Source organism: Pseudomonas sp. 21LCFQ010 (genome assembly GCF_024129905.1).
Classification (GTDB): domain Bacteria; phylum Pseudomonadota; class Gammaproteobacteria; order Pseudomonadales; family Pseudomonadaceae; genus Aquipseudomonas.
Genome location: NZ_JAMYDZ010000004.1, coordinates 137,972 through 157,493, shown reverse-complemented (window position 1 = coordinate 157,493; position 19,522 = coordinate 137,972). Strand labels below are relative to the sequence as shown.

The 19,522-nt window shown below is 60.8% G+C and carries 12 protein-coding genes; 9 read left to right on the top strand and 3 right to left on the bottom strand.

The annotated features are described in order from the left end of the window. Window positions 1–71: 71 nt before the first annotated feature. The 8 genes from tpx to NJC38_RS07120 all read left to right on the top strand — a co-directional run bounded on the left by tpx (window position 72) and on the right by NJC38_RS07120 (window position 13,773). Window positions 72–572 carry a thiol peroxidase gene (gene tpx, locus NJC38_RS07155; protein WP_253112580.1) on the top strand — a complete coding sequence of 167 codons (501 nt, stop codon included), beginning with the start codon at window positions 72–74 and terminating at the stop codon, window positions 570–572. Window positions 573–766: 194 nt separating this feature from the next. After that, a complete protein-coding gene (locus NJC38_RS07150) occupies window positions 767–2,071 on the top strand; it encodes an MdtA/MuxA family multidrug efflux RND transporter periplasmic adaptor subunit (RefSeq protein WP_253112577.1) in 1,305 nt (434 codons plus the stop codon). Continuing rightward, window positions 2,068–5,178, top strand: a complete 3,111-nt coding sequence (locus NJC38_RS07145) for an MdtB/MuxB family multidrug efflux RND transporter permease subunit (RefSeq protein ID WP_253112575.1) — start codon at window positions 2,068–2,070, stop codon at window positions 5,176–5,178. Before NJC38_RS07150 ends, NJC38_RS07145 begins: the two co-directional genes overlap by 4 nt. Continuing rightward, entirely contained in the window at window positions 5,175–8,282 is a 3,108-nt protein-coding gene (locus tag NJC38_RS07140; RefSeq protein WP_253112572.1) for an efflux RND transporter permease subunit, read from the top strand. Before NJC38_RS07145 ends, NJC38_RS07140 begins: the two co-directional genes overlap by 4 nt. Beyond that, window positions 8,279–9,736 (top strand): efflux transporter outer membrane subunit, encoded by a 1,458-nt coding sequence (locus tag NJC38_RS07135; RefSeq protein ID WP_253112570.1) that lies wholly within the window; start codon window positions 8,279–8,281, stop codon window positions 9,734–9,736. The genes NJC38_RS07140 and NJC38_RS07135 overlap by 4 nt, the downstream gene beginning before the upstream one ends. Before the next feature lie 114 nt (window positions 9,737–9,850). Beyond that, complete coding sequence (locus NJC38_RS07130; protein WP_045490908.1) at window positions 9,851–11,983, top strand: EAL domain-containing protein; 2,133 nt, start codon at window positions 9,851–9,853, stop codon at window positions 11,981–11,983. A gap of 71 nt (window positions 11,984–12,054) precedes the next feature. Beyond that, complete coding sequence (locus NJC38_RS07125; RefSeq protein ID WP_253112560.1) at window positions 12,055–12,801, top strand: SDR family oxidoreductase; 747 nt, start codon at window positions 12,055–12,057, stop codon at window positions 12,799–12,801. A 417-nt stretch (window positions 12,802–13,218) separates the two neighbouring features. Further along, window positions 13,219–13,773, top strand: coding sequence for an MgtC/SapB family protein (locus tag NJC38_RS07120; protein WP_253112557.1), 555 nt, complete (start codon window positions 13,219–13,221; stop codon window positions 13,771–13,773). A 53-nt stretch (window positions 13,774–13,826) separates the two neighbouring features. On the opposite strand, the gene NJC38_RS07115 is transcribed toward NJC38_RS07120, so the two are convergent. The 3 genes from NJC38_RS07115 to NJC38_RS07105 all read right to left on the bottom strand — a co-directional run bounded on the left by NJC38_RS07115 (window position 13,827) and on the right by NJC38_RS07105 (window position 15,719). Then, complete coding sequence (locus NJC38_RS07115) at window positions 13,827–13,988, bottom strand: hypothetical protein (RefSeq protein WP_253112554.1); 162 nt, start codon at window positions 13,986–13,988, stop codon at window positions 13,827–13,829. Between the two features lie 65 nt (window positions 13,989–14,053). Next, complete coding sequence (locus NJC38_RS07110) at window positions 14,054–15,367, bottom strand: glycosyltransferase (protein WP_253112552.1); 1,314 nt, start codon at window positions 15,365–15,367, stop codon at window positions 14,054–14,056. Then, window positions 15,354–15,719 (bottom strand): response regulator, encoded by a 366-nt coding sequence (locus NJC38_RS07105; RefSeq protein ID WP_253112540.1) that lies wholly within the window; start codon window positions 15,717–15,719, stop codon window positions 15,354–15,356. The genes NJC38_RS07110 and NJC38_RS07105 overlap by 14 nt, the downstream gene beginning before the upstream one ends. Window positions 15,720–15,973: 254 nt before the next feature. Here NJC38_RS07105 and NJC38_RS07100 point away from each other — a divergent pair, with 254 nt between their 5' ends. Next, window positions 15,974–19,495 carry a response regulator gene (locus NJC38_RS07100; RefSeq protein ID WP_253112537.1) on the top strand — a complete coding sequence of 1,174 codons (3,522 nt, stop codon included), beginning with the start codon at window positions 15,974–15,976 and terminating at the stop codon, window positions 19,493–19,495. Window positions 19,496–19,522 lie beyond the last annotated feature (27 nt).

The following is a 19,522-nucleotide window of genomic DNA, read 5'->3' as shown; positions in this document are numbered from 1 at the left end:
CTAGGTCATATGACTGATTCATGCTTAACTGCCGATCCCATCCAGATCATCTTGAACAAGGATCCTGTTTCATGGCTCAAGTAACTCTCAAAGGCAACCCGGTCAGCATCAACGGCGAACTGCCTGCCACCGGCAGCACTGCCCCGGCGTTTACCCTGGTCGGCGCTGGCCTGGCCGAGGTTTCGCTGGCTGACCTGGCCGGCAAGCGCAAAGTGCTGAACATCTTCCCAAGCGTCGACACGCCGACCTGCGCCACCTCGGTGCGCAAGTTCAACGCCCAGGCCAACGAACTGGCCAACACCGTGGTGTTGTGCATCTCGGCTGACCTGCCATTCGCCCAGGCACGCTTCTGCGGCGCCGAAGGTCTGGAAAACGTCAAGAGCCTGTCAACGTTCCGCGCTGCCGGCTTCGCCAGCCAGTACGGTGTTGCGATTGCCGATGGCCCGCTGGCCGGCCTGACCGCTCGCGCTGTGGTCGTGCTCGACGAGAACGACAAGGTCCTGCACACCGAGCTGGTGGGCGAGATCGCTGAAGAGCCTAATTATGATGCGGCGCTTTCCGTCCTCAAATAACACCTCGCGCTGCCTGACGGCCTGAGAATCGGCCGGCGCTGTTTCGTTTCATCAACGAAATTTCGCCGGTCTGTGATCCAGGCCGTTTTCATTTGCGTATCAGATGGTTAGCGAAGGTAAGCGCTTGGTAAAGGCGCTTTGCTTGAATCTCATCTGTGCTTATTGTTCAGCCTTCGAAAAAGCCCCCACCTGCAATGGTTGATTTATTCATGCAATCGTCTGGTCCCCGTAACTCTCGTCGCTGGTTGGTTAGTCTATTGGTCCTGCTGGCGATCATCGGCCTGTGCTGGTGGTTCTGGCCGGCCTCCACGCCGCACAAGACCGCCGAGGCGGGCCATTCAGGCGGGCGTGGCGGCATGGCCCGCCCCGGTTTCGGTGGTTCGACCCAGGCAGTGCCGGTGCGGGTTGCTCCCGCCACTCAGGCGGACTTCCCGATCTATTACAAGGCGCTGGGTACGGTCACAGCGACCAACACCATCAACGTGCGCAGCCGGGTGGCCGGTGAGCTGATCAAGATCCACTTCCAGGAAGGCCAGATGGTCAAGGCCGGTGACCTGCTGGCGGAAATCGACCCGCGTACTTACCAGATTGCCCTGCAACAGGCTGAAGGCACGCTGGCGACCAATCAGGCATTGCTGCGTAACGCCGAGCTCGATGTGCAGCGCTACCGCGATCTGTACCGCGAAGACAGCATTGCCAAGCAGACCCTCGATACCGCCGAGTCGCTGGTCAACCAGTACAAGGGCACGATCAAGACCAATCAGGCCGCGGTCAACGAAGCGCGGCTTAATCTGGATTTCACTAAAATCCGTGCCCCGATTGGCGGTCGGGTAGGCCTCAAACAACTCGATCTGGGCAACCTGGTCGCGGCCAACGACACCACCGCACTGGTGGTGATCACTCAGACCCAGCCAATCTCGGTGGCCTTCACCTTGCCGGAAACCGACGTGCCGGCGGTCATAGAGCGCTATCGCAGTGGCGACAAGCTGCCGGTCGAGGCCTGGGACCGGGGTGATCAGAAGCAGCAGGGCAGTGGCGTGCTGGCCAGTCTCGACAACCAGATTGACGCCACCACTGGCACCCTGAAATTCAAGGCACGCTTTGATAATCGCGATGAATCGCTGTTGCCTAACCAGTTCGTCAACGTGCGGCTGCTGGCCAACACCCTCAAGCAGGCCGTGCTGGTGCCCACCGCTGCGGTGCAGTACGGCACCAAAGGAACCTTTGTTTACTCGCTGGGCGATGACAAGAAGGTCAAGATCAGCCTGCTCAAGACTGGTCCGAGCAATGAGACCTACACCGTGGTGACTGAAGGCCTGGCGGCCGGCACCCAAGTGGTGCTCGAAGGCACCGACCGTCTGCGCGAGGGTACTGAGGTCGAGATCGTCTCCGACAGCAAGGACGTGCCGGCCACGCCGAGCCAGAAACTGCAGGGCAAGCCCGGCAAAGCCGGTGAAGGCTCGGCTTCTGCCGGCGCGGTGGAAAACAGCCAAGCATGAATATCTCCCGCCTGTTCATCCTGCGCCCGGTCGCCACCACGCTGAGCATGCTGGCGATTTTGCTGGCCGGCCTGATCGCCTACACCCTGCTGCCGGTTTCGGCCTTGCCGCAGGTGGATTATCCGACCATCCGGGTGATCACGCTGTACCCCGGTGCTAGCCCGCAGGTGATGACCAGTGCGGTGACCGCGCCGCTGGAGCGCCAGTTCGGGCAGATGCCCGGCTTGACCCAGATGGCCTCCAACAGCTCCGGTGGCGCCTCGGTGATTACCTTGCGTTTCAGCCTTGAGCTGTCGATGGACGTCGCCGAGCAGGAAGTCCAGGCCGCGATCAATGCTGCCAGCAACCTGTTGCCCAGCGATCTGCCAGCACCACCGGTGTACAACAAGGTCAATCCGGCCGACACCCCGGTACTGACCATCGCAGTCAGCTCCAGGACCATGCCGTTGCCGCAGCTCAACGAGCTGATCGACACCCGCATGGCGCAGAAAATTTCCCAGGTGACCGGGGTGGGGATGGTCAGCATTGCCGGCGGCCAGCGCCAGGCGGTGCGCATCAAGGTCAACCCGCAGGCCTTGGCGGCCAATGGCCTGAACCTGGCCGATATCCGCACCCTGATCAGCGCGTCCAACGTCAACCAGCCCAAGGGCAACTTCGACGGTCCGATTCTGACCTCGATGCTCGACGCCAATGACCAGCTCAAGTCCGCCGCCGAATACGCCAACCTGATCGTCGCCTATAAAAACGGTGCGCCGCTGCGTCTTAAGGACGTTGCACAGATCGTCGACGGTGCCGAGAACGACCGCCTGGCGGCCTGGGCCAACCAGAATCAGGCAGTGCTGGTGAACATCCAGCGTCAGCCAGGGGCCAACGTCATCGAGGTGGTCGACCGGATCAAGGCGATGCTGCCGCAGATCACCGACAACCTGCCGGCCGGTCTGGAAGTGGTGGTGCTCACTGACCGGACCCAGACCATTCGTGCCGCCGTCACTGACGTGCAGCATGAGTTGATGTTCGCGGTGATTCTGGTGGTCATGGTGACCTTCCTGTTCCTGCGCCGGATCAGCGCCACGATCATTCCGTCAATCGTGGTGCCGCTGTCACTGATCGGCACCTTTGGCGTGATGTACCTGGCCGGTTTCTCGATCAACAACCTGACGCTGATGGCGCTGACCATCGCCACCGGTTTTGTGGTGGACGATGCGATTGTGATGCTGGAGAACATCTCGCGTCACATCGAGGAGGGCGAGACGCCGTTTCAGGCTGCGCTCAAGGGCGCCCGGCAAATCGGCTTCACCCTGGTGTCGCTGACCCTGTCGCTGATCGCCGTGTTGATTCCGCTGCTGTTCATGGCCGATGTGGTGGGCCGGTTGTTCCGCGAGTTTGCCATCACCCTGGCGGTGGCGATCCTGATTTCGCTGGTGGTGTCGCTGACCCTGACACCAATGATGTGTGCCCGCCTGCTCAAGCGCGAACCCAAGCAAGAAGAACAGAGCAAGTTCTATCGGGCCAGCGGCGCCTGGCTGGACTGGCTGATCGAAGCCTACGAGCGCAAGCTGCGCTGGGTGCTCAATCATCAGGCACTGACCATGCTGGTCGCGATCGGCACCATGGCGCTGACCGTGGTGCTGTATATGGCGGTGCCCAAGGGCTTCTTCCCGGTGCAGGACACCGGGGTGATCCAGGGCATCAGCGAGGGGCCGCAATCGGTGTCGTTCACCTCCATGAGTGAGCGCCAGCAGGCCCTGGCGGCGATTATTCTCAAGGACCCGGCGGTGCAAAGCCTTTCGTCCTATATCGGTGTCGATGGTGATAACGCCACGCTCAACAGCGGGCGCATGCTGATCAACCTCAAGCCGCACAGTGAGCGTGACCTGACCGCCGCCCAGGTGATTCAGCGTCTGCAACCGCAATTGGACCAATTGGCCGACATCCGGTTGTTCCTGCAACCGGTGCAGGATCTGACCATCGAAGACCGGGTCAGCCGCACTCAGTATCAGTTCAGCATGTCGTCACCGGACGCCGAACTGCTGGGCGAGTGGAGCGAGCGCCTGCTGCAGGCGCTCAAGCAGCGCCCCGAACTGATCGACGTGGCCAGCGACCTGCAGGACAAAGGCTTGCAGGTGTACCTGGCCATCGACCGCGATGCCGCCAGTCGGCTGGGGGTGACCACCGCCAACATTACCGATGCGTTGTACGACGCCTTCGGTCAGCGGCAGATTTCGACCATTTATACCCAGGCCAGTCAGTACCGGGTGGTGCTGCAGTCGGCGTACTCCAACGAGCTGGGGCCCCAGGCGCTGGAGCAGATCTACGTCAAGACCACCGATGATCGCCAGGTCAAACTGTCCAGCCTGGCGCGGGTAGAACAGCGTCAGGCGCAATTGTCGATCGGTCACCTTGGCCAGTTCCCGGCGGTGATGATGTCGTTCAACCTGGCACCGGGCGTCTCGCTGGGCAAAGCGGTGCAAGTCATCGAACAGGTCCAGAAAGACATCGGCGTGCCGCTGGGCGTGCAGACCCGCTTCCAGGGCGCTGCCGAAGCCTTCCAGGCCTCGCTGTCGAGTACCCTGTTGCTGATCCTGGCGGCAGTGGTGACCATGTACATCGTGCTCGGGGTGCTTTACGAGAGTTACATCCACCCGATCACCATCCTGTCGACCTTGCCGTCGGCGGCGGTAGGCGCGTTGCTGGCGTTGATCCTCAGTGGCAACGACCTGGGCATGATCGCGATCATCGGCATCATTTTGCTGATCGGCATTGTCAAAAAGAACGCGATCATGATGATCGACTTCGCCCTGGATGCCGAACGCAACCGCGGGCTGGACAGCCGCACGGCAATCTATGAAGCGGCGCTGCTGCGGTTTCGACCGATCCTGATGACCACCCTGGCAGCATTGTTCGGTGCCTTGCCGCTGATGCTGGCCACCGGTTCAGGTGCCGAACTGCGCCAGCCACTGGGGCTGGTGATGGTCGGCGGGTTGCTGGTCAGCCAGATCCTGACCCTGTTCACCACCCCGGTGATCTACCTGTACTTCGACCGTCTGGGGCGTCGCTGGGGCCGTAAGCCTGACACCGCGCACGCTGCGCCACAGGCCGACGCATGAACCTGTCGGCGCCTTTTATAAAACGACCGGTCGCAACCATGCTGCTGAGCCTGGCGATCATGCTGATCGGCGGGTTTGCCTTTCGCCTGATGCCGGTCGCACCGCTGCCGAACATGGACTTTCCGGTGATCGTGGTATCGGCCAGCCTGGCCGGCGCCAGCCCGGAAATCATGGCGTCGAGCGTCGCCACGCCGCTGGAGCGCACCCTGGGTACGATTGCCGGGGTCAGCTCGATGAGCAGCAATTCCAGCCAGGGTTCGACCCGAGTGGTGCTGGCTTTCGACCAGGGCACCGACATCAATGGCGCGGCCCGCGAGGTTCAGGCTGCTATCAATGCCTCGCGCAATCTGCTGCCCAGCGGGATGCGCAGCATGCCGACCTACAAGAAGGTCAACCCGTCGCAGATGCCGATCATGGTGCTGTCACTGACCAGCGAGGTGCTGAGCAAGGGCCAGCTCTACGACCTGGCCTCGACCATCCTGTCCCAGAGCCTGTCCCAGGTGCAGGGCGTCGGTGAGGTGCGCATCGGTGGCAGTTCGCTGCCGGCGGTGCGGGTCGAAGTCGAACCGCATCTGCTTGAGCAGTACGGGGTGTCGCTGGACGATGTGCGCAACACCATTACTGCGGCCAACGTACGCCGTCCCAAAGGCTTTGTCGAAAACGACCAGCACAACTGGCAGGTACAGGCCAACGATCAACTGAGCAAGGCCAAGGATTACGCACCGCTGATCATCCGTTACCAGGATGGTTCGGTATTGCGCCTGGCGGATGTCGCCAAAGTTCGCGACGACGTCGAGAGCCGTTACAACAGCGGTTTCTTCAACGATGAGAAGGCGGTACTGCTGGTGATCAATCGCCAGGCAGGGGCCAATATCATCGAAACCGTGCAGCAGATCCAGGACCGCCTGCCGTCCCTGCGGGCGGTCATGCCGGCCAGTGTCAAACTGGGGGTGGCCCAGGACCGCTCGCTGGTGATCAAGGCCACCCTGCATGAAGCGGAGCTGACCTTGCTGATCGCGGTGGTGCTGGTGATCATGGTGGTGTTCCTGTTTCTCGGTAACCTGCGGGCCTCGCTGATCCCGACCCTGGCGGTGCCGATCTCGCTGGTCGGTTCGTTCTCGATCATGTATCTGTGCGGGTTTTCCCTGAACAACCTGTCGCTGATGGCGCTGATTCTCGCCACCGGTCTGGTGGTGGACGACGCTATTGTGGTGCTGGAGAATATTTCCCGACATATCCACGAAGGCAAGTCGCCGCTACAAGCCGCGTTTGTCGGCGCCAAAGAGGTGGGCTTCACCCTGCTGGCGATGAACGTGTCGCTGGTGGCGGTGTTCATCTCGATTCTGTTCATGGGCGGGATGATCGAGAACCTGTTCCGTGAGTTTTCCATCACCCTCTCGGTGGCGATCCTGGTGTCGTTGGTGGTGTCGCTGACGTTGACTCCGATGCTCTGTGCGCGCTGGCTCAAGCCTGAAGTCGAGCATGAACGCACCGGGTTCCAGCGCTGGAGCGACCGGGTCAACGCCCGCATGGTGGTGGCCTATGATCGCAGCCTGAGCTGGGTGCTGCGCCATCCGCGCCTGACCCTGGCCAGCCTGTTGCTGACCATCGCCGGTAATGTCGCGTTATTCGTGATCGTACCCAAGACTTTCCTGCCGCAGCAGGATACCGGCCAGATCATGGCGTTCATCCGGGGTGATGACGGCCTGTCGTTCCGGGTCATGCAGCCGAAGATGGAAATCTTTCGGCGCGCTGTGCTGGCTGACCCTGCGGTGCAGAGCGTGGCCGGTTTTATTGGCGGTGAAGGCGGGATCAACAACGCGTTCATGATCGTGCGCCTCAAGCCCATCAGCGAGCGCAAGCTCTCGGCAGACAAAGTGGTCGAGCGGATTCGCAAGAACCTGCCGCCAGTACCGGGCGGGCGGCTGTTTTTGCAGGCCGAGCAGGACATCCAGGTCGGTGGTGTGCGCGAACAGGCCAGCTCCCAGTACCAGTACGTGTTGCAGAGCGGCAATCTGGCCCTGCTGCGTGAGTGGTATCCGAAAGTGGTCGCGGCGTTTCGCGGCCTGCCGGAGTTGACGGCCATCGATGCCCGGGAAGGCCGGGGTGCACAACAGACCACGCTGATCGTCGACCGTGATCGGGCCAAAAGTCTGGGCATCGATATGGAAATGGTCACTGCGGTGTTGAACAACGCCTACAGCCAGCGCCAGGTTTCGACCATCTATGACACCCTCAACCAGTACAAGGTGGTCATGGAGGTCAATCCAAAGTACGCCCAGGACCCCAGTACGCTTGAGCAGATCCGGGTGATCACCGCCGACGGTCAGCGTGTGCCGCTGTCGACCATTGCCCATTACGAGCGCAGCCTGGAAAATGACCGGGTCTCTCACGAAGGGCTGTTTGCTTCGGAAGATATCTCGTTCGATCTGGCCGAAGGCGTTAGCCTGGACACTGCCACCATGGCCATCGAGCGTGCTGTGGCCGGTCTGGGTCTGCCCACCGATGTGATCTCGAAAATGGGCGGCACCGGCGATGCCTTCGCCAAGGCCCAGAAGAACCAGCCGTTCATGATTCTCGGTGCGCTGGTGCTGGTCTATCTGGTGCTGGGCATCCTCTACGAGAGTTACATACACCCATTGACCATCCTCTCGACCTTGCCGTCGGCGGGGGTAGGTGCCTTGTTGAGCATCTATGTGGTCGGTTCGCAGTTCAGCCTGATTTCCTTGCTCGGTCTGTTTTTGTTGATCGGCATCGTCAAGAAAAACGCGATCATGATGATCGACCTGGCGCTGCAACTTGAGCGTGACAACGGCATGAGCCCGCAGGAGTCGATCCATCAGGCGTGCCTGCAGCGGTTGCGGCCGATCCTGATGACCACCATCGCGGCCATCCTTGGCGCACTGCCGCTGTTGCTGAGCACCGCCGAAGGTTCGGAAATGCGCCAGCCACTGGCGCTGACCATCATCGGCGGCCTGGTGTTCAGTCAGGTCCTGACCCTTTACACCACTCCGGTGGTTTACCTCTATCTCGATCGTCTGCGCCATCGTTTCAACGACTGGCGCGGCGTGCGTACTGATGCTGCCCTGGAAACTCCGCTATGACTCATTGCCCGGCCACTCCATCCTTGCGCCTGCGTCCGCTGGCGGCCTGCCTGTGCGCGCTGTTGCTCAGTGGCTGTGCCGTCGGCCCCGATTACCAGGTACCGCAGGTCATCGCCACGGCGCAGTTCAAGGCTGCCGACGGCTGGCGTCAGGCGGCGCCGAGCGACGCGCTGGCGCGTGGCGCCTGGTGGGAAATCTACCAGGACCCGCAGCTCAACCAACTGGTCGAGCGCCTTAATGCCTCCAACCAGACCGTCGCCCAGTACGAGGCTCAGTACCGCCAGGCTCAGGCGCTGGTGCGCAGTTCCCGGGCTTCGCTGTTTCCGACCCTGAACCTGACCACCGGCAAGAACCGCTCGGCGCAGGGCACCGGTAGCAGCAGCTCAAGCCTGTCGAACAACAGCAGCGGCATCCGCGACACTTACAACGCGCAACTGGGGGTGAGCTGGGAGGCCGATGTATGGGGCAAGTTGCGTCGCGGCCTGGAGGCGGGTGAGGCCAACGCCGAAGCCAGCGAGGCGGATCTGGCCGCGATGCGCCTGAGCCAACAGTCGGAGCTGGTACAGAATTACCTGCAACTGCGGGTGATCGATGAGCAAAAGCGTCTGCTCGAAGCGACGGTCCAGGCCTACCAGCGCTCGCTGAAACTCACCGAAAACCAGTACCGCGCCGGGGTTTCCGGACCCGACGCGGTGGCGCAGGCACGCACCCAGCTCAAGAGCACTGAGGCAGACCTGATTGATCTGGTCTGGCAGCGTGCTCAGTTTGAAAATGCCATTGCCGTGCTGATGGGCATGGCCCCGGCCGAGTTCAATCTGGCGGCGACCGATGACATCCCGCCATTGCCGGCCATTCCGGTGGGGGTGCCCTCGACGCTGCTGGAGCGACGTCCCGACATCGCTGCCGCCGAGCGTTCGGTGATGGCGGCCAACGCCAATATCGGCGTTGCCAAGGCCGCTTATTTTCCCGACCTGACCCTGAGCCTCAGTGGCGGTTACAGCAGCAGCTCGTTCTCCAACTGGATCAGCCTGCCCAACCGCTTCTGGTCGGTGGGGCCGCAACTGGCCCTGACCCTGTTCGATGCCGGCAAGCGTTCGGCGGAAGTCGACCGGGTCGAAGCGGTCTATGATCAGACCGTCGCCCAGTATCGCCAGACCGTGCTGACCGGCTTTCAGGAGGTCGAGAACTACATGGTCCAGCTCAAGGTTTATGAGCAGGAGGCGGGCGTGCGTGACGAAGCACTGGCGGCTGCGCGTGAGTCGCTGCGCCTGACCGACAACCAGTACAAGGCCGGCCTGATCGGCTATTTGGACGTGGTCAATGTCCAGGCTACGGCGCTGAGCAACGAGCGCAGTGTGCTGAATGTGCTGCAAAGCCGGCTGGTTGCCAGCGTGCAACTGATCGCGGCGCTGGGCGGCGGCTGGCAGGGCCTGGAGTCTTCCCAGGCGCAATGATCACGGCTTGACCGAGAAACGGCATTTTTTCTGGCTATTTGCCACTTTTTGTCGGGGCGAGCCTATCGGTTGGCGTGGAAGCGGGTAGAATCATCCCCATTGTGATTGGCATGGATGCGCTTACCCGGTCTACGTCATGAGGCATTCCCCGTGATTGGCAGCTACGTTCCCTCGCTGGTCATTATCTCCATCCTGGTCGCAGTCCTGGCGTCCTATACGGCGCTGGATCTGGCCGGTCGTGTGGCCACTGCCAAAGGCCGTAGTGCCTACCTGTGGATGATCGGCGGCGCGTTCGCGATGGGCATCGGTATCTGGTCGATGCACTTCATCGGCATGCTGGCCTTCGTGCTGCCCATCGAGCTGGGTTATGACCTGCTGCTGACACTGGGTTCGCTGCTGATCGCCATGCTTTCATCGGGCTTTGCGCTGTGGCTGGTCAGCCAGCCAACGTTGCCATTCTCGCACCTGGCCCTCGGTGCTTTGCTGATGGGGGCAGGCATCAGTTGCATGCATTACCTGGGCATGGCCGCGCTGCACATGCAGCCGATGATCAACTACGATCCGCTGCTGTTCGGCCTGTCGCTGGTGATTGCCGTGGCCGCTTCAGCCGCGGCGTTGTGGATCGCGTTCAGTCTGCGGCAAAACACCCCGTATGTTTACCTGGCACGTTGCGCGGCCGCGCTGGTCATGGGCCTGGCGATCGTCGGCATGCACTACACCGGCATGGCGGCAGCCAGCTTTGCCGACGGCAGTTTCTGCGCTGCGCTGACTGACGGCCTGAAGACCGATGGCCTGGACAAGCTGGTGCTGGTCACCACTCTGGCGGTGCTGAGCATTGCTTTGCTGACCTCGGTACTGGATGCCCGGCTTGAAGCACGCACGGCCATCCTTGCCAATTCACTGTCCAGAGCCAATCAGGAACTGACCCACCTGGCGTTGCACGACAATCTGACCGGGCTGCCGAACCGGGTGCTGCTCACCGACCGTATCGATCAGGCCATGCGCGCCGCGCAGAAAAACCACAGCAGTTTTGCCCTGATGTTCATGGACCTGGATGGCTTCAAGCCGGTAAACGATGCCTTTGGCCATTATATTGGTGATCAACTGCTGCGCGATGTTGCCCAGCGCCTGCGCGCCAATCTGCATCGCCAGGACACCCTGGCGCGCATCGGCGGTGACGAGTTTGTGTTGCTCATGGAACTGGATGATGTTGGCGAAGCGGTGGCCGTGGCCTCGCGTCTGGTCGAGGTCATTTCCCAGCCGTTCGATGTCAATGCGCACACCTTGCACGTCTCGGTGAGCATCGGTATCTGCCTTTATCCTGGTAATGGCGCCGATCAGCACGAGCTGTTGATGAACGCCGATGCCGCCATGTATCACGCCAAGGCCAATGGCAAGAACGGTTACAGCTTTTTCGAGGCGTCGATGAACACCGACGCCCGCAACCAGTTGCAGTTGCTTCAGGAGCTGCGGGTGGCGATCAGAGAGCGGCAATTCTGTCTGTATTACCAGCCCAAATTCGACGCGCTGAGCGGCCTGCCGGTGGGCGCCGAGGCGTTGCTGCGCTGGAACCATCCGCAGCACGGCTTGCTGGCCCCGGATCGTTTTATCGGCCTGGCGGAAAAGACCGGGTTGATCATTCCTCTTGGTGAATGGGTGCTGGATGAGGCCTGCCAGCAAATGAGCCTGTGGCTGGCACGCGGTTACCAGCATTGGCGGATCGCGGTGAACCTGTCGGCCTTGCAGTTCTGTCATGCCGGGCTGGTGGATGTGGTCAGCGATACGCTGGCGCGGCATCGGTTGCCGGCCAACTGCCTGACCCTGGAAATCACCGAGAGCACGGCCATGAATGACGCCGATGCGAGCATGACCGTGCTCAACAAGCTGTCTGAAATGGGCGTGGACCTGTCGATCGACGATTTTGGCACCGGCTATTCCAGCCTGATGTACCTCAAGCGTCTGCCGGCCAACGAGATCAAGATCGACCGTGGCTTTGTTCATGACCTTGAGCACGACAGTGACGACGCGGCCATTGTGTCGGCGATTGTGGCGTTGGGCCAGGCGCTGGACCTGCGGATCGTCGCCGAGGGTGTCGAGACCGATGTTCAGCAGAGTTTCCTGACCCGCCTGGGGTGTGATTCGCTGCAAGGCTACCTGCTGGGCCAACCGTTGCCGGCCCAGCGCTTTCTCGAAGAAGTCCAGGCGTCTGAGCAACGCGTGCGGGCTGCGGAGCTACCGGCAATTTGATACCCGCCGATTGCCAATACCGCTCAGGCAGTCGGATACTCCCGTTTCCTATCGGATCACAAGAAAAAAATATGGAAAAAGTGCTTCTCGTTACTGGCGGTTCTCGTGGCATCGGCGCCGCCACCGCATTGCTGGCTGCCACTGAAGGCTATCGAATCTGTATCAACTATCTCTCTGATCACAGTGCTGCCGAGCAGGTCTGTAGCCAGGTCCGCGCACTGGGCGCGCAGGCGATTGCCGTGCAGGCCGATGTCAGTAACGAGGACGAGATCATTCGCCTCTATTCCCGGATCGATACCGAACTGGGGCCGGTCACCCACCTGGTCAACAATGCGGCAAGCATCTCCCACGCCTCGCGGGTCGAAGACATGTCGGAGTTTCGTCTGCTCAAGATCATGATGAGCAACGTGGTCGGCCCGATCCTGTGCAGCAAACATGCACTGCTGCGCATGTCACCGCAGCACGGCGGGCAGGGTGGCAGTATCGTCAACGTCAGTTCCGTGGCCTCACGGCTGGGGGCGGCGAACGAGTACGTCGACTATGCGGCGTCCAAGGGCGCGCTGGATACCTTTACCATTGGCCTGGCCAAAGAGGTTGCCGGGCAGGGCATCCGCGTCAACGCGGTGCGTCCGGGCTATATCTTTACCGATTTTCACGTTCACTCGGGCGACCCGTTCCGGGTCAGCAAGCTCGAAGGCGACCTGCCGATGCGCCGGGGCGGAACCGCACAGGAAGTGGCTGAGGCGATCATATGGCTGCTCTCGGACAAGGCGTCCTATGCGACCGGCACGTTTATTGATGTCGGCGGCGGGCGCTGAATTGAAAGCCACTGATTTTTAATGGGTATCGCGTAGGAGATTGCCCGCCGTCTCGGTGCCGCGCTGTCGCGCAGCACACATGGAGCCACGTAGGACCGGCTTTGGCCGCAATACTGTTCAAATAAGCACTGCGGACCCGGTGGGAAGAGCCGGCCGGCGCCCCGGTCTGCTCGCGAAGAGGCCAGTAAAGTCACAGCATCTGCTGCGAATGCGCCGCCGTCTTCGCCAGCAGAGCTGCCTCCCACCGAGATTTGTGGACTTAACTGAACAAACAGTATTGGCTTTAGCTGCGAAGGCTTCGCAGCTGAAGCTGCTCCTACGAGAGGATCAATAACCGGCCACGCAGGTTTGGCAGATTTGCATGGCTGGCCGACAACCCCTAATGTGACCGCGATAAACCCACGCCAAGGAGCGGTCATGAATTCGTGGTGGCAACAGGTACTGGCAACCGTACAATCGGAGTTCGCCGATATTGGCGATATCGAGCAACTGACCCGCGTGACGCTGCGCCTGGCCACTGCCGCGATCCTTGGCGGCATCCTCGGTTTCGAACGTGAGCATCGCGGCAAGGCCGCCGGTGTTCGTACCCACATGCTGGTCAGCATGGGCGCCGCCTTGTTCGTCCTCGCCCCGGACATGGCCGGCGCCGACGACACTGCCTTGAGCCGGGTCATTCAGGGTATCGTCGCCGGCATCGGCTTTCTTGGCGCCGGCACCATCCTCAAAGAGCACGCCAAGAACATCTCCCAGGTCAAGGGCCTGACCACCGCCGCAGGACTCTGGATGACCGCAGCCATCGGCGTGGCCGCAGGCATGGGCCGTGAAGTCATGGCGATCCTCAGCACCTTGCTGGCCCTGGGCATCCTCAGCCTGGTGCCGCATGTCGTGGACCGTCACGAGCCTAAACAAAAGAATCATGGCGACGGGGCTGAGTCAGGCAATGAGCATGCTGACCGCCAGGAAGTGTCCTGAGAAGCTGTTTACACAGAGTGTGGACGGAGGCTGACAGTCAGCCTCCGGCCGGCTCATAGCTTCACCGGCGCTTCTTCGCTGGGTGGGTCGCCCATCGGTGTGCCCTTGTCGGCAGGCGGGGCAACGGGCGGTGGATCCTCTTCGGTTGGCGGAACAGGAATGAGCGGATCGTCGATATTCGGATCCGGTGCTTCAGGCGGGATTGGAATGTTCATCGGGCTCTCCTGGCGGGGGAATGTCTATGGTTCGATTTCCCGCTGCGGGCAAAATTCCCGCTGATTCACGCCAGCCGATTCTTGGCCTCGATCCACTGCGCCATGTACTGGGTACTTTTGTGCTGATGGTGACGCAGCATGGCCCCGGTAAAGTTGTTAAGGCGATGGCGTGGCAAGTCATTGCGCAACTGCTCGATGCGTCCGATCAGGCTCGCGCAGTGGGTCGGGTAGCCATAGCGTGTTTGCAGCAACTGCCAGCCGTCGCGCTGCGCTTGCTCCCAGCTTGGCTGGTTTTGGTACAACTGCACGGCAGCGTCAGCAATGGCCTGCGCCGTTTCAGCGATCATGCCGGGCCAGGGCAGGGTGCCCTGCATGGCCTCACTGCCGATCGGTGTGGTCACCGAGGGCGTGCCACACAGCATGGCGTCGATCAGCTTGCCCTTGATGCCAGCGCCGAAGCGCAGTGGCGCCAGGCACACCCGGGCCGCCGCCATGACCTGCAGGGCATCTTCGGCCCAGTCTTTGACAAGAAAGCCCTGCGCCGCATTGTGCAGCGCGGTGGCTTTGGGCGGCGTGTAGGCGCCATACACATGCAACTGCGCGTGAGGCAATTGTTTGCGGATCAGCGGCCATACCGCATTTTTCATCCACAACACCGCGTCCCAGTTCGGCGCGTGGCGAAAGTTGCCGATGCTCAGAAAGTGCGCTCGCTCGGCAAAGCCGGTTGTGCTGGCCGGGCTGCCTTCGAGCATCAATGGGCACCAGTGCAGAAGCTGCGCCGCAACGCCGAAGCGCTCGTTGAGCAACTGCATTTCAACGTCAGAGGTCATCAGGTTCAGGTCGCAACGGTAGAGCGCGGCGATTTCGCGCTGAGCCAGGTCGCTGGCGGCCATGCGGGTAAATAAACCGTGGTGATCCGGCTTGAAAAGCTCGGTTAAATCAGCGCCTTGCGCATCAGCCTTGAGGATATCGCGCAAGATTGCCTGGCGCGCATGGCGCAGGCTCTGCAAATCCGAGGTCTCAAGGATGCGCAGTGCACCAGGGCACTGTTTTTCGACTCGCCAGCCAAACTGCTCCTCGATCATGAATTGATCGAACACCACAATATGTGGGTCAAGTTCGCTGACAAAGGTGTCGAAACTGCTGTTATTGAGCTCGATGCTGCATTCATCAATACCCAGGCTGCGCAAGTCGGCCTTGTGCGGTCCTTCAGTGGCCGGGCTGGCGAACGTGATCTGCCAGCCTTGTTCGATGAAGCACTGCAGCAGTTGCATCACGTGACCGCTGGCGGCAGAAGAGCGCGGTTCCGGCCAGACGTAACCGATAAACAACAGGCGGGTCAGTTGCCCGGCGCGGTGGTGCGGATCATGGGTTGCCAAGAATGTGTTTTACCTTGTCGCGTAACTGGTCGATGGAGAAGGGCTTGCCAATTGAATGCATGCCTTCGGGAATATCGATGATTTCTGCATAGCCGCTGGCGAACAATACCGGCACCTGCGGGCGGATTTGGCGCGCCTGGCCGGCCAGGTCGGTGCCTTTCATATCAGGCAGGCCTTGGTCGGTCATCAGCAGATCAATATGCACTGCGCTGTCAGTGAGCATTTTCAGGGCGGCAGCGCCGTCTTCGGCTTCCAGCACGACGTACTCGAGTTCTTCCAGAACATCGACAATCAGCATGCGCACGATGTCGTCATCTTCGACCACGAGAATGGTGCTGGTTTGGGCTGGCATGGGTAACTCCCTAAAAAATGGCATTGAAAGCCACATTGCTGTGACTCCCTATGTCTGTAAGTAAAACACCGTCAGAAGTTCCCTTAATGGCTCTGCGCCATAGTGCTGCTCCCGTTAATCGTCACCATTGTGTGATGCAGGCGACTTATTGCCAATTTATGTCTGAAATTTCAATCCCGTATGAGCGAAAATGGAATCTTTTTGTTAAGTTTGCGTCACACTGTGTCATTTCACCGGGCCATCAGGGATTTTTCATGAATCGTCCGTCCAACGTCGATGAACAGCGTTTTCGCAAATTACTGGGACGTAACGTCAGCCTGCCACTGGGTGTGGGCGTGCTCAGCGCGGTGTTTTTCATCATTCTGATCAACTACCTGCTGGCCGCGATCCAGTGGGTCGAGCACACCGATCGGGTGATCAACAACACCAACCGCTCGCTGAAACTGTCGATTGACATGGAAACCGGCCTGCGTGGTTACCTGCTCACTGGTGACGCGCAGTTTCTCGACCCCTATGAACTCGCCCGGCCGCTGCTCAAGGCCGAGCTGCAGGGTTTGCAGACGCTGGTCAGCGACAACCCGACCCAGCTGGACCGTTTCCGCCGCCTGTCGACCCTGCAGGATGAGTGGGAGAGCTTTGCCCAGGAAATGATCCAGTTGCGCCGCAGCAGCGGTGACTTCCTGACACCGACCCGCGCCGGGCGCGGCAAGCGCATCACCGATCAGATCCGTGGCGAGTACGACCAGGCCGTGGCCATGGAACAGCAGCTGCGTCTGAATCGCAACGCCGACGTCACCCGCATTACCATTTTGTCGGTGAGCCTGTACCTGGTCTTTGTGCTCAGTGTCAGTGCCATCCTGGCCTGGATGGGGCGTCGCGATTTGCTCACGTTGTCAAACACTTACGGCGCCAACCTGAAGCTGCAGCAAGACAATGCCGAGCGTCTGGAGAAGGTCGCCTGGCTGCGTAATGGGCAAAGTGAGCTGGCCGAGCAGGTGATCGGTCAGTTGACCCTCAATCTGGTCGGTCGCAACGTGCTGCAGTTTTTTGCCCGCTACATGGGCGCTGCGGTGGCGGCAGTTTACGTACGCCAGGAGCACGGCGGTCTGGTCCGGGTTGCCGCTTACGGTTTTTCTCGCGAGCAGGAACAACACGAGCAATCGCTGTACGCCGGTGAAGGGGTTATTGGTCAGGCGGTCGATGAACAACGGATCCTGACCCTCGATTCGCTGCCCACGGACTATTTCAAGATCAGCTCCGGGCTGGGTGCTGGCAACCCGTCCAGCGTGGTGATTGTGCCGACCCGCAATGACGAGCAGGTCAACGGCGTCATTGAGCTGGGCTTTCTGCGTCCTCTGGCTGAGCGTGACATCGAGTTTCTTGAGTTGGTGGCCGGCAATGTCGGTACCTCCATCGAAGCGGCGCGTTATCGTCAGCGGCTGCAAGAGGTGCTGAGCGAAACCCAGCAGCTCAACGAAGAGCTGCAGGTGCAGCAGGAAGAATTGCGCACCGCCAATGAGGAGCTTGAAGAGCAATCACGGATCCTCAAGGAATCCCAGGCACATCTGGAAACCCAGCAGGCAGAACTGGAGCAGACCAATGTGCAGTTGGCCGAGCAGGCCCAGGCGCTGGCCGAGCAGCGCGATGCACTGGACCGCAACAATGACGAACTGAGCAATGCGCAGATCGAATTGCAGGCCCGTGCCGACCAATTGCAGCGCTCCAGCCGTTACAAGTCAGAGTTCCTGGCCAATATGTCCCATGAGCTGCGTACGCCGCTCAACAGTTCGCTGATTCTCGCCAAGCTGCTGGCGGAGAATCCGACCCGCAACCTTAGTGACGAACAGGTCAAATTTGCCGAGTCGATCTATTCGGCGGGCAACGATTTGCTCAACCTGATCAACGATATCCTCGATATCGCCAAGGTCGAGGCCGGCAAACTTGAAGTGCGGCCGGAAAACTGCAGCCTGGAGCGACTGCTCGAAGGGCTTGAACGAATGTTCCAGCCATTGGCCCGCCAGAAGCAGTTGCAATTGAGTGTCGAGCTGCAACCCGGTACGCCTGCGCTGCTGCACACCGATGCGTTGCGCCTGGAGCAGATTCTCAAGAACTTGCTGTCCAACGCAGTCAAGTTCACCGAGCGAGGCAGCGTCAGCCTGATCGCTTCGGCGCGGCCTGAGGGCGGCGTGGCGTTCGCTGTCTGTGATTCCGGAATCGGGATCGCCGCTGATCAGCAACTCAGTGTCTTCGAGGCGTTCCATCAGGCTGATGGCACCACCAATCGTAAATATGGCGGCACCGGGCTGGGGCTGTCGATTTCCCGCGACCTGGCCGCCCTGTTGGGTGGTTCGATCAGCGTCTCGAGTACGTTGGGCAAAGGCAGCGTGTTCACCCTGTTGATGCCCCAGGTCTGGGTCGCCTCCGGCGAGGGCAGCGAGCACGTCATTAGTCCGGTGGTCAGCACACCCACGGCGGGTTTCAGCGCTGCAGCCTTGCCGGTCAGCACCCCGCAACCGGCGCTCGCACCGCCAGAGCCGGGCGAGCCAGCGCTGCCGGCATTCGCCGATGATCGTGAGCTCGCACCCTTTGTGGGGCGTTGCATTCTGGTGATCGAGGACGACGTGAGGTTCGCGCAGATCCTCTTTGATCTGGCGCACGAACTGGGTTACCGCTGTCTGGTCGCCCATGCGGCCGATGAGGGGTTTGATCTGGCGGTGCAATACTCGCCCGATGCGATCCTGCTCGACATGCGCCTGCCGGATCACTCCGGCCTGACCGTGTTGCAGCGTCTCAAGGAACAGCCCGGCACCCGGCATATTCCGGTTCATGTGATTTCTGTCGAGGACCGTCAGGAAGCGGCGCTGCATATGGGCGCCATTGGCTATGCGGTCAAGCCCACCACTCGTGAAGAACTCAAGGATGTGTTTGCCAAGCTTGAGGCCAAGCTGACCCAGAAGCTCAAGCGTGTGCTGCTGGTCGAGGACGATGCGTTGCAGCGCGACAGCATTGCCCGGCTGATCGGTGATGACGACGTGGAGATCACCGCGGTGGGCTTTGCCCAGGAGGCGCTGGACCTGCTGCGCGAGCACGTTTACGACTGCATGATCATCGACCTGAAGCTGCCGGACATGCTCGGCAACGAACTGCTCAAGCGCATGGCCGGCGAAGGCATTCGTTCGTTCCCGCCGGTGATTGTCTACACCGGGCGCAATATGACCCGTGATGAAGAAGCCGAGCTGATGAAGTATTCGCGCTCAATCATCATCAAGGGCGCACGCTCGCCGGAGCGGCTGCTCGATGAAGTGACGTTGTTTCTGCACAAGGTCGAGTCGCAGTTGTCCAACGAACGGCAGAAGATGCTGCTTACCGCCCGCAGCCGCGACAAGGTGTTCGAGGCGCGGCGCATCCTGGTGGTCGATGACGACGTGCGCAATATCTTCGCCCTGACCAGCGCCCTGGAGCACAAAGGCGCGGTGGTGGAAGTGGCGCGCAATGGCCTGGAAGCCATCGACCGCCTTAACGAGGTCCCGGATATCGACCTGGTGCTGATGGATGTGATGATGCCCGAGATGGACGGCTTCGAAGCCACTGCGCAGATTCGCAAGGATCCGCGCTGGCGCAAACTGCCGGTCATTGCAGTCACCGCCAAGGCAATGAAGGACGATCAGGAGCGTTGCTTGCAGGCCGGGGCCAATGATTATCTGGCCAAACCTATCGATCTGGACCGGCTGTTTTCGCTGATCAGGGTATGGCTGCCGAAAATGGAACGTATTTGAGTGCGTGCGGCCAAAGCAGCACGCTGA

What these genes read in the sequence shown, in the direction of transcription:
- NJC38_RS07150 (WP_253112577.1), top strand. Translation starts at nt 767, where the DNA reads ATGGTTGATTTATTCATGCAATCGTCTGGTCCCCGTAACTCTCGTCGC.
- NJC38_RS07140 (WP_253112572.1), top strand. Translation starts at nt 5,175, where the DNA reads ATGAACCTGTCGGCGCCTTTTATAAAACGACCGGTCGCAACCATGCTG.
- NJC38_RS07105 (WP_253112540.1), bottom strand. Translation starts at nt 15,719, where the DNA reads ATGCCAGCCCAAACCAGCACCATTCTCGTGGTCGAAGATGACGACATC.
- NJC38_RS07130 (WP_045490908.1), top strand. Translation starts at nt 9,851, where the DNA reads ATGCGCTTACCCGGTCTACGTCATGAGGCATTCCCCGTGATTGGCAGC.
- tpx (WP_253112580.1), top strand. Translation starts at nt 72, where the DNA reads ATGGCTCAAGTAACTCTCAAAGGCAACCCGGTCAGCATCAACGGCGAA.
- NJC38_RS07125 (WP_253112560.1), top strand. Translation starts at nt 12,055, where the DNA reads ATGGAAAAAGTGCTTCTCGTTACTGGCGGTTCTCGTGGCATCGGCGCC.
- NJC38_RS07115 (WP_253112554.1), bottom strand. Translation starts at nt 13,988, where the DNA reads ATGAACATTCCAATCCCGCCTGAAGCACCGGATCCGAATATCGACGAT.
- NJC38_RS07100 (WP_253112537.1), top strand. Translation starts at nt 15,974, where the DNA reads ATGAATCGTCCGTCCAACGTCGATGAACAGCGTTTTCGCAAATTACTG.
- NJC38_RS07120 (WP_253112557.1), top strand. Translation starts at nt 13,219, where the DNA reads ATGAATTCGTGGTGGCAACAGGTACTGGCAACCGTACAATCGGAGTTC.
- NJC38_RS07135 (WP_253112570.1), top strand. Translation starts at nt 8,279, where the DNA reads ATGACTCATTGCCCGGCCACTCCATCCTTGCGCCTGCGTCCGCTGGCG.
- NJC38_RS07145 (WP_253112575.1), top strand. Translation starts at nt 2,068, where the DNA reads ATGAATATCTCCCGCCTGTTCATCCTGCGCCCGGTCGCCACCACGCTG.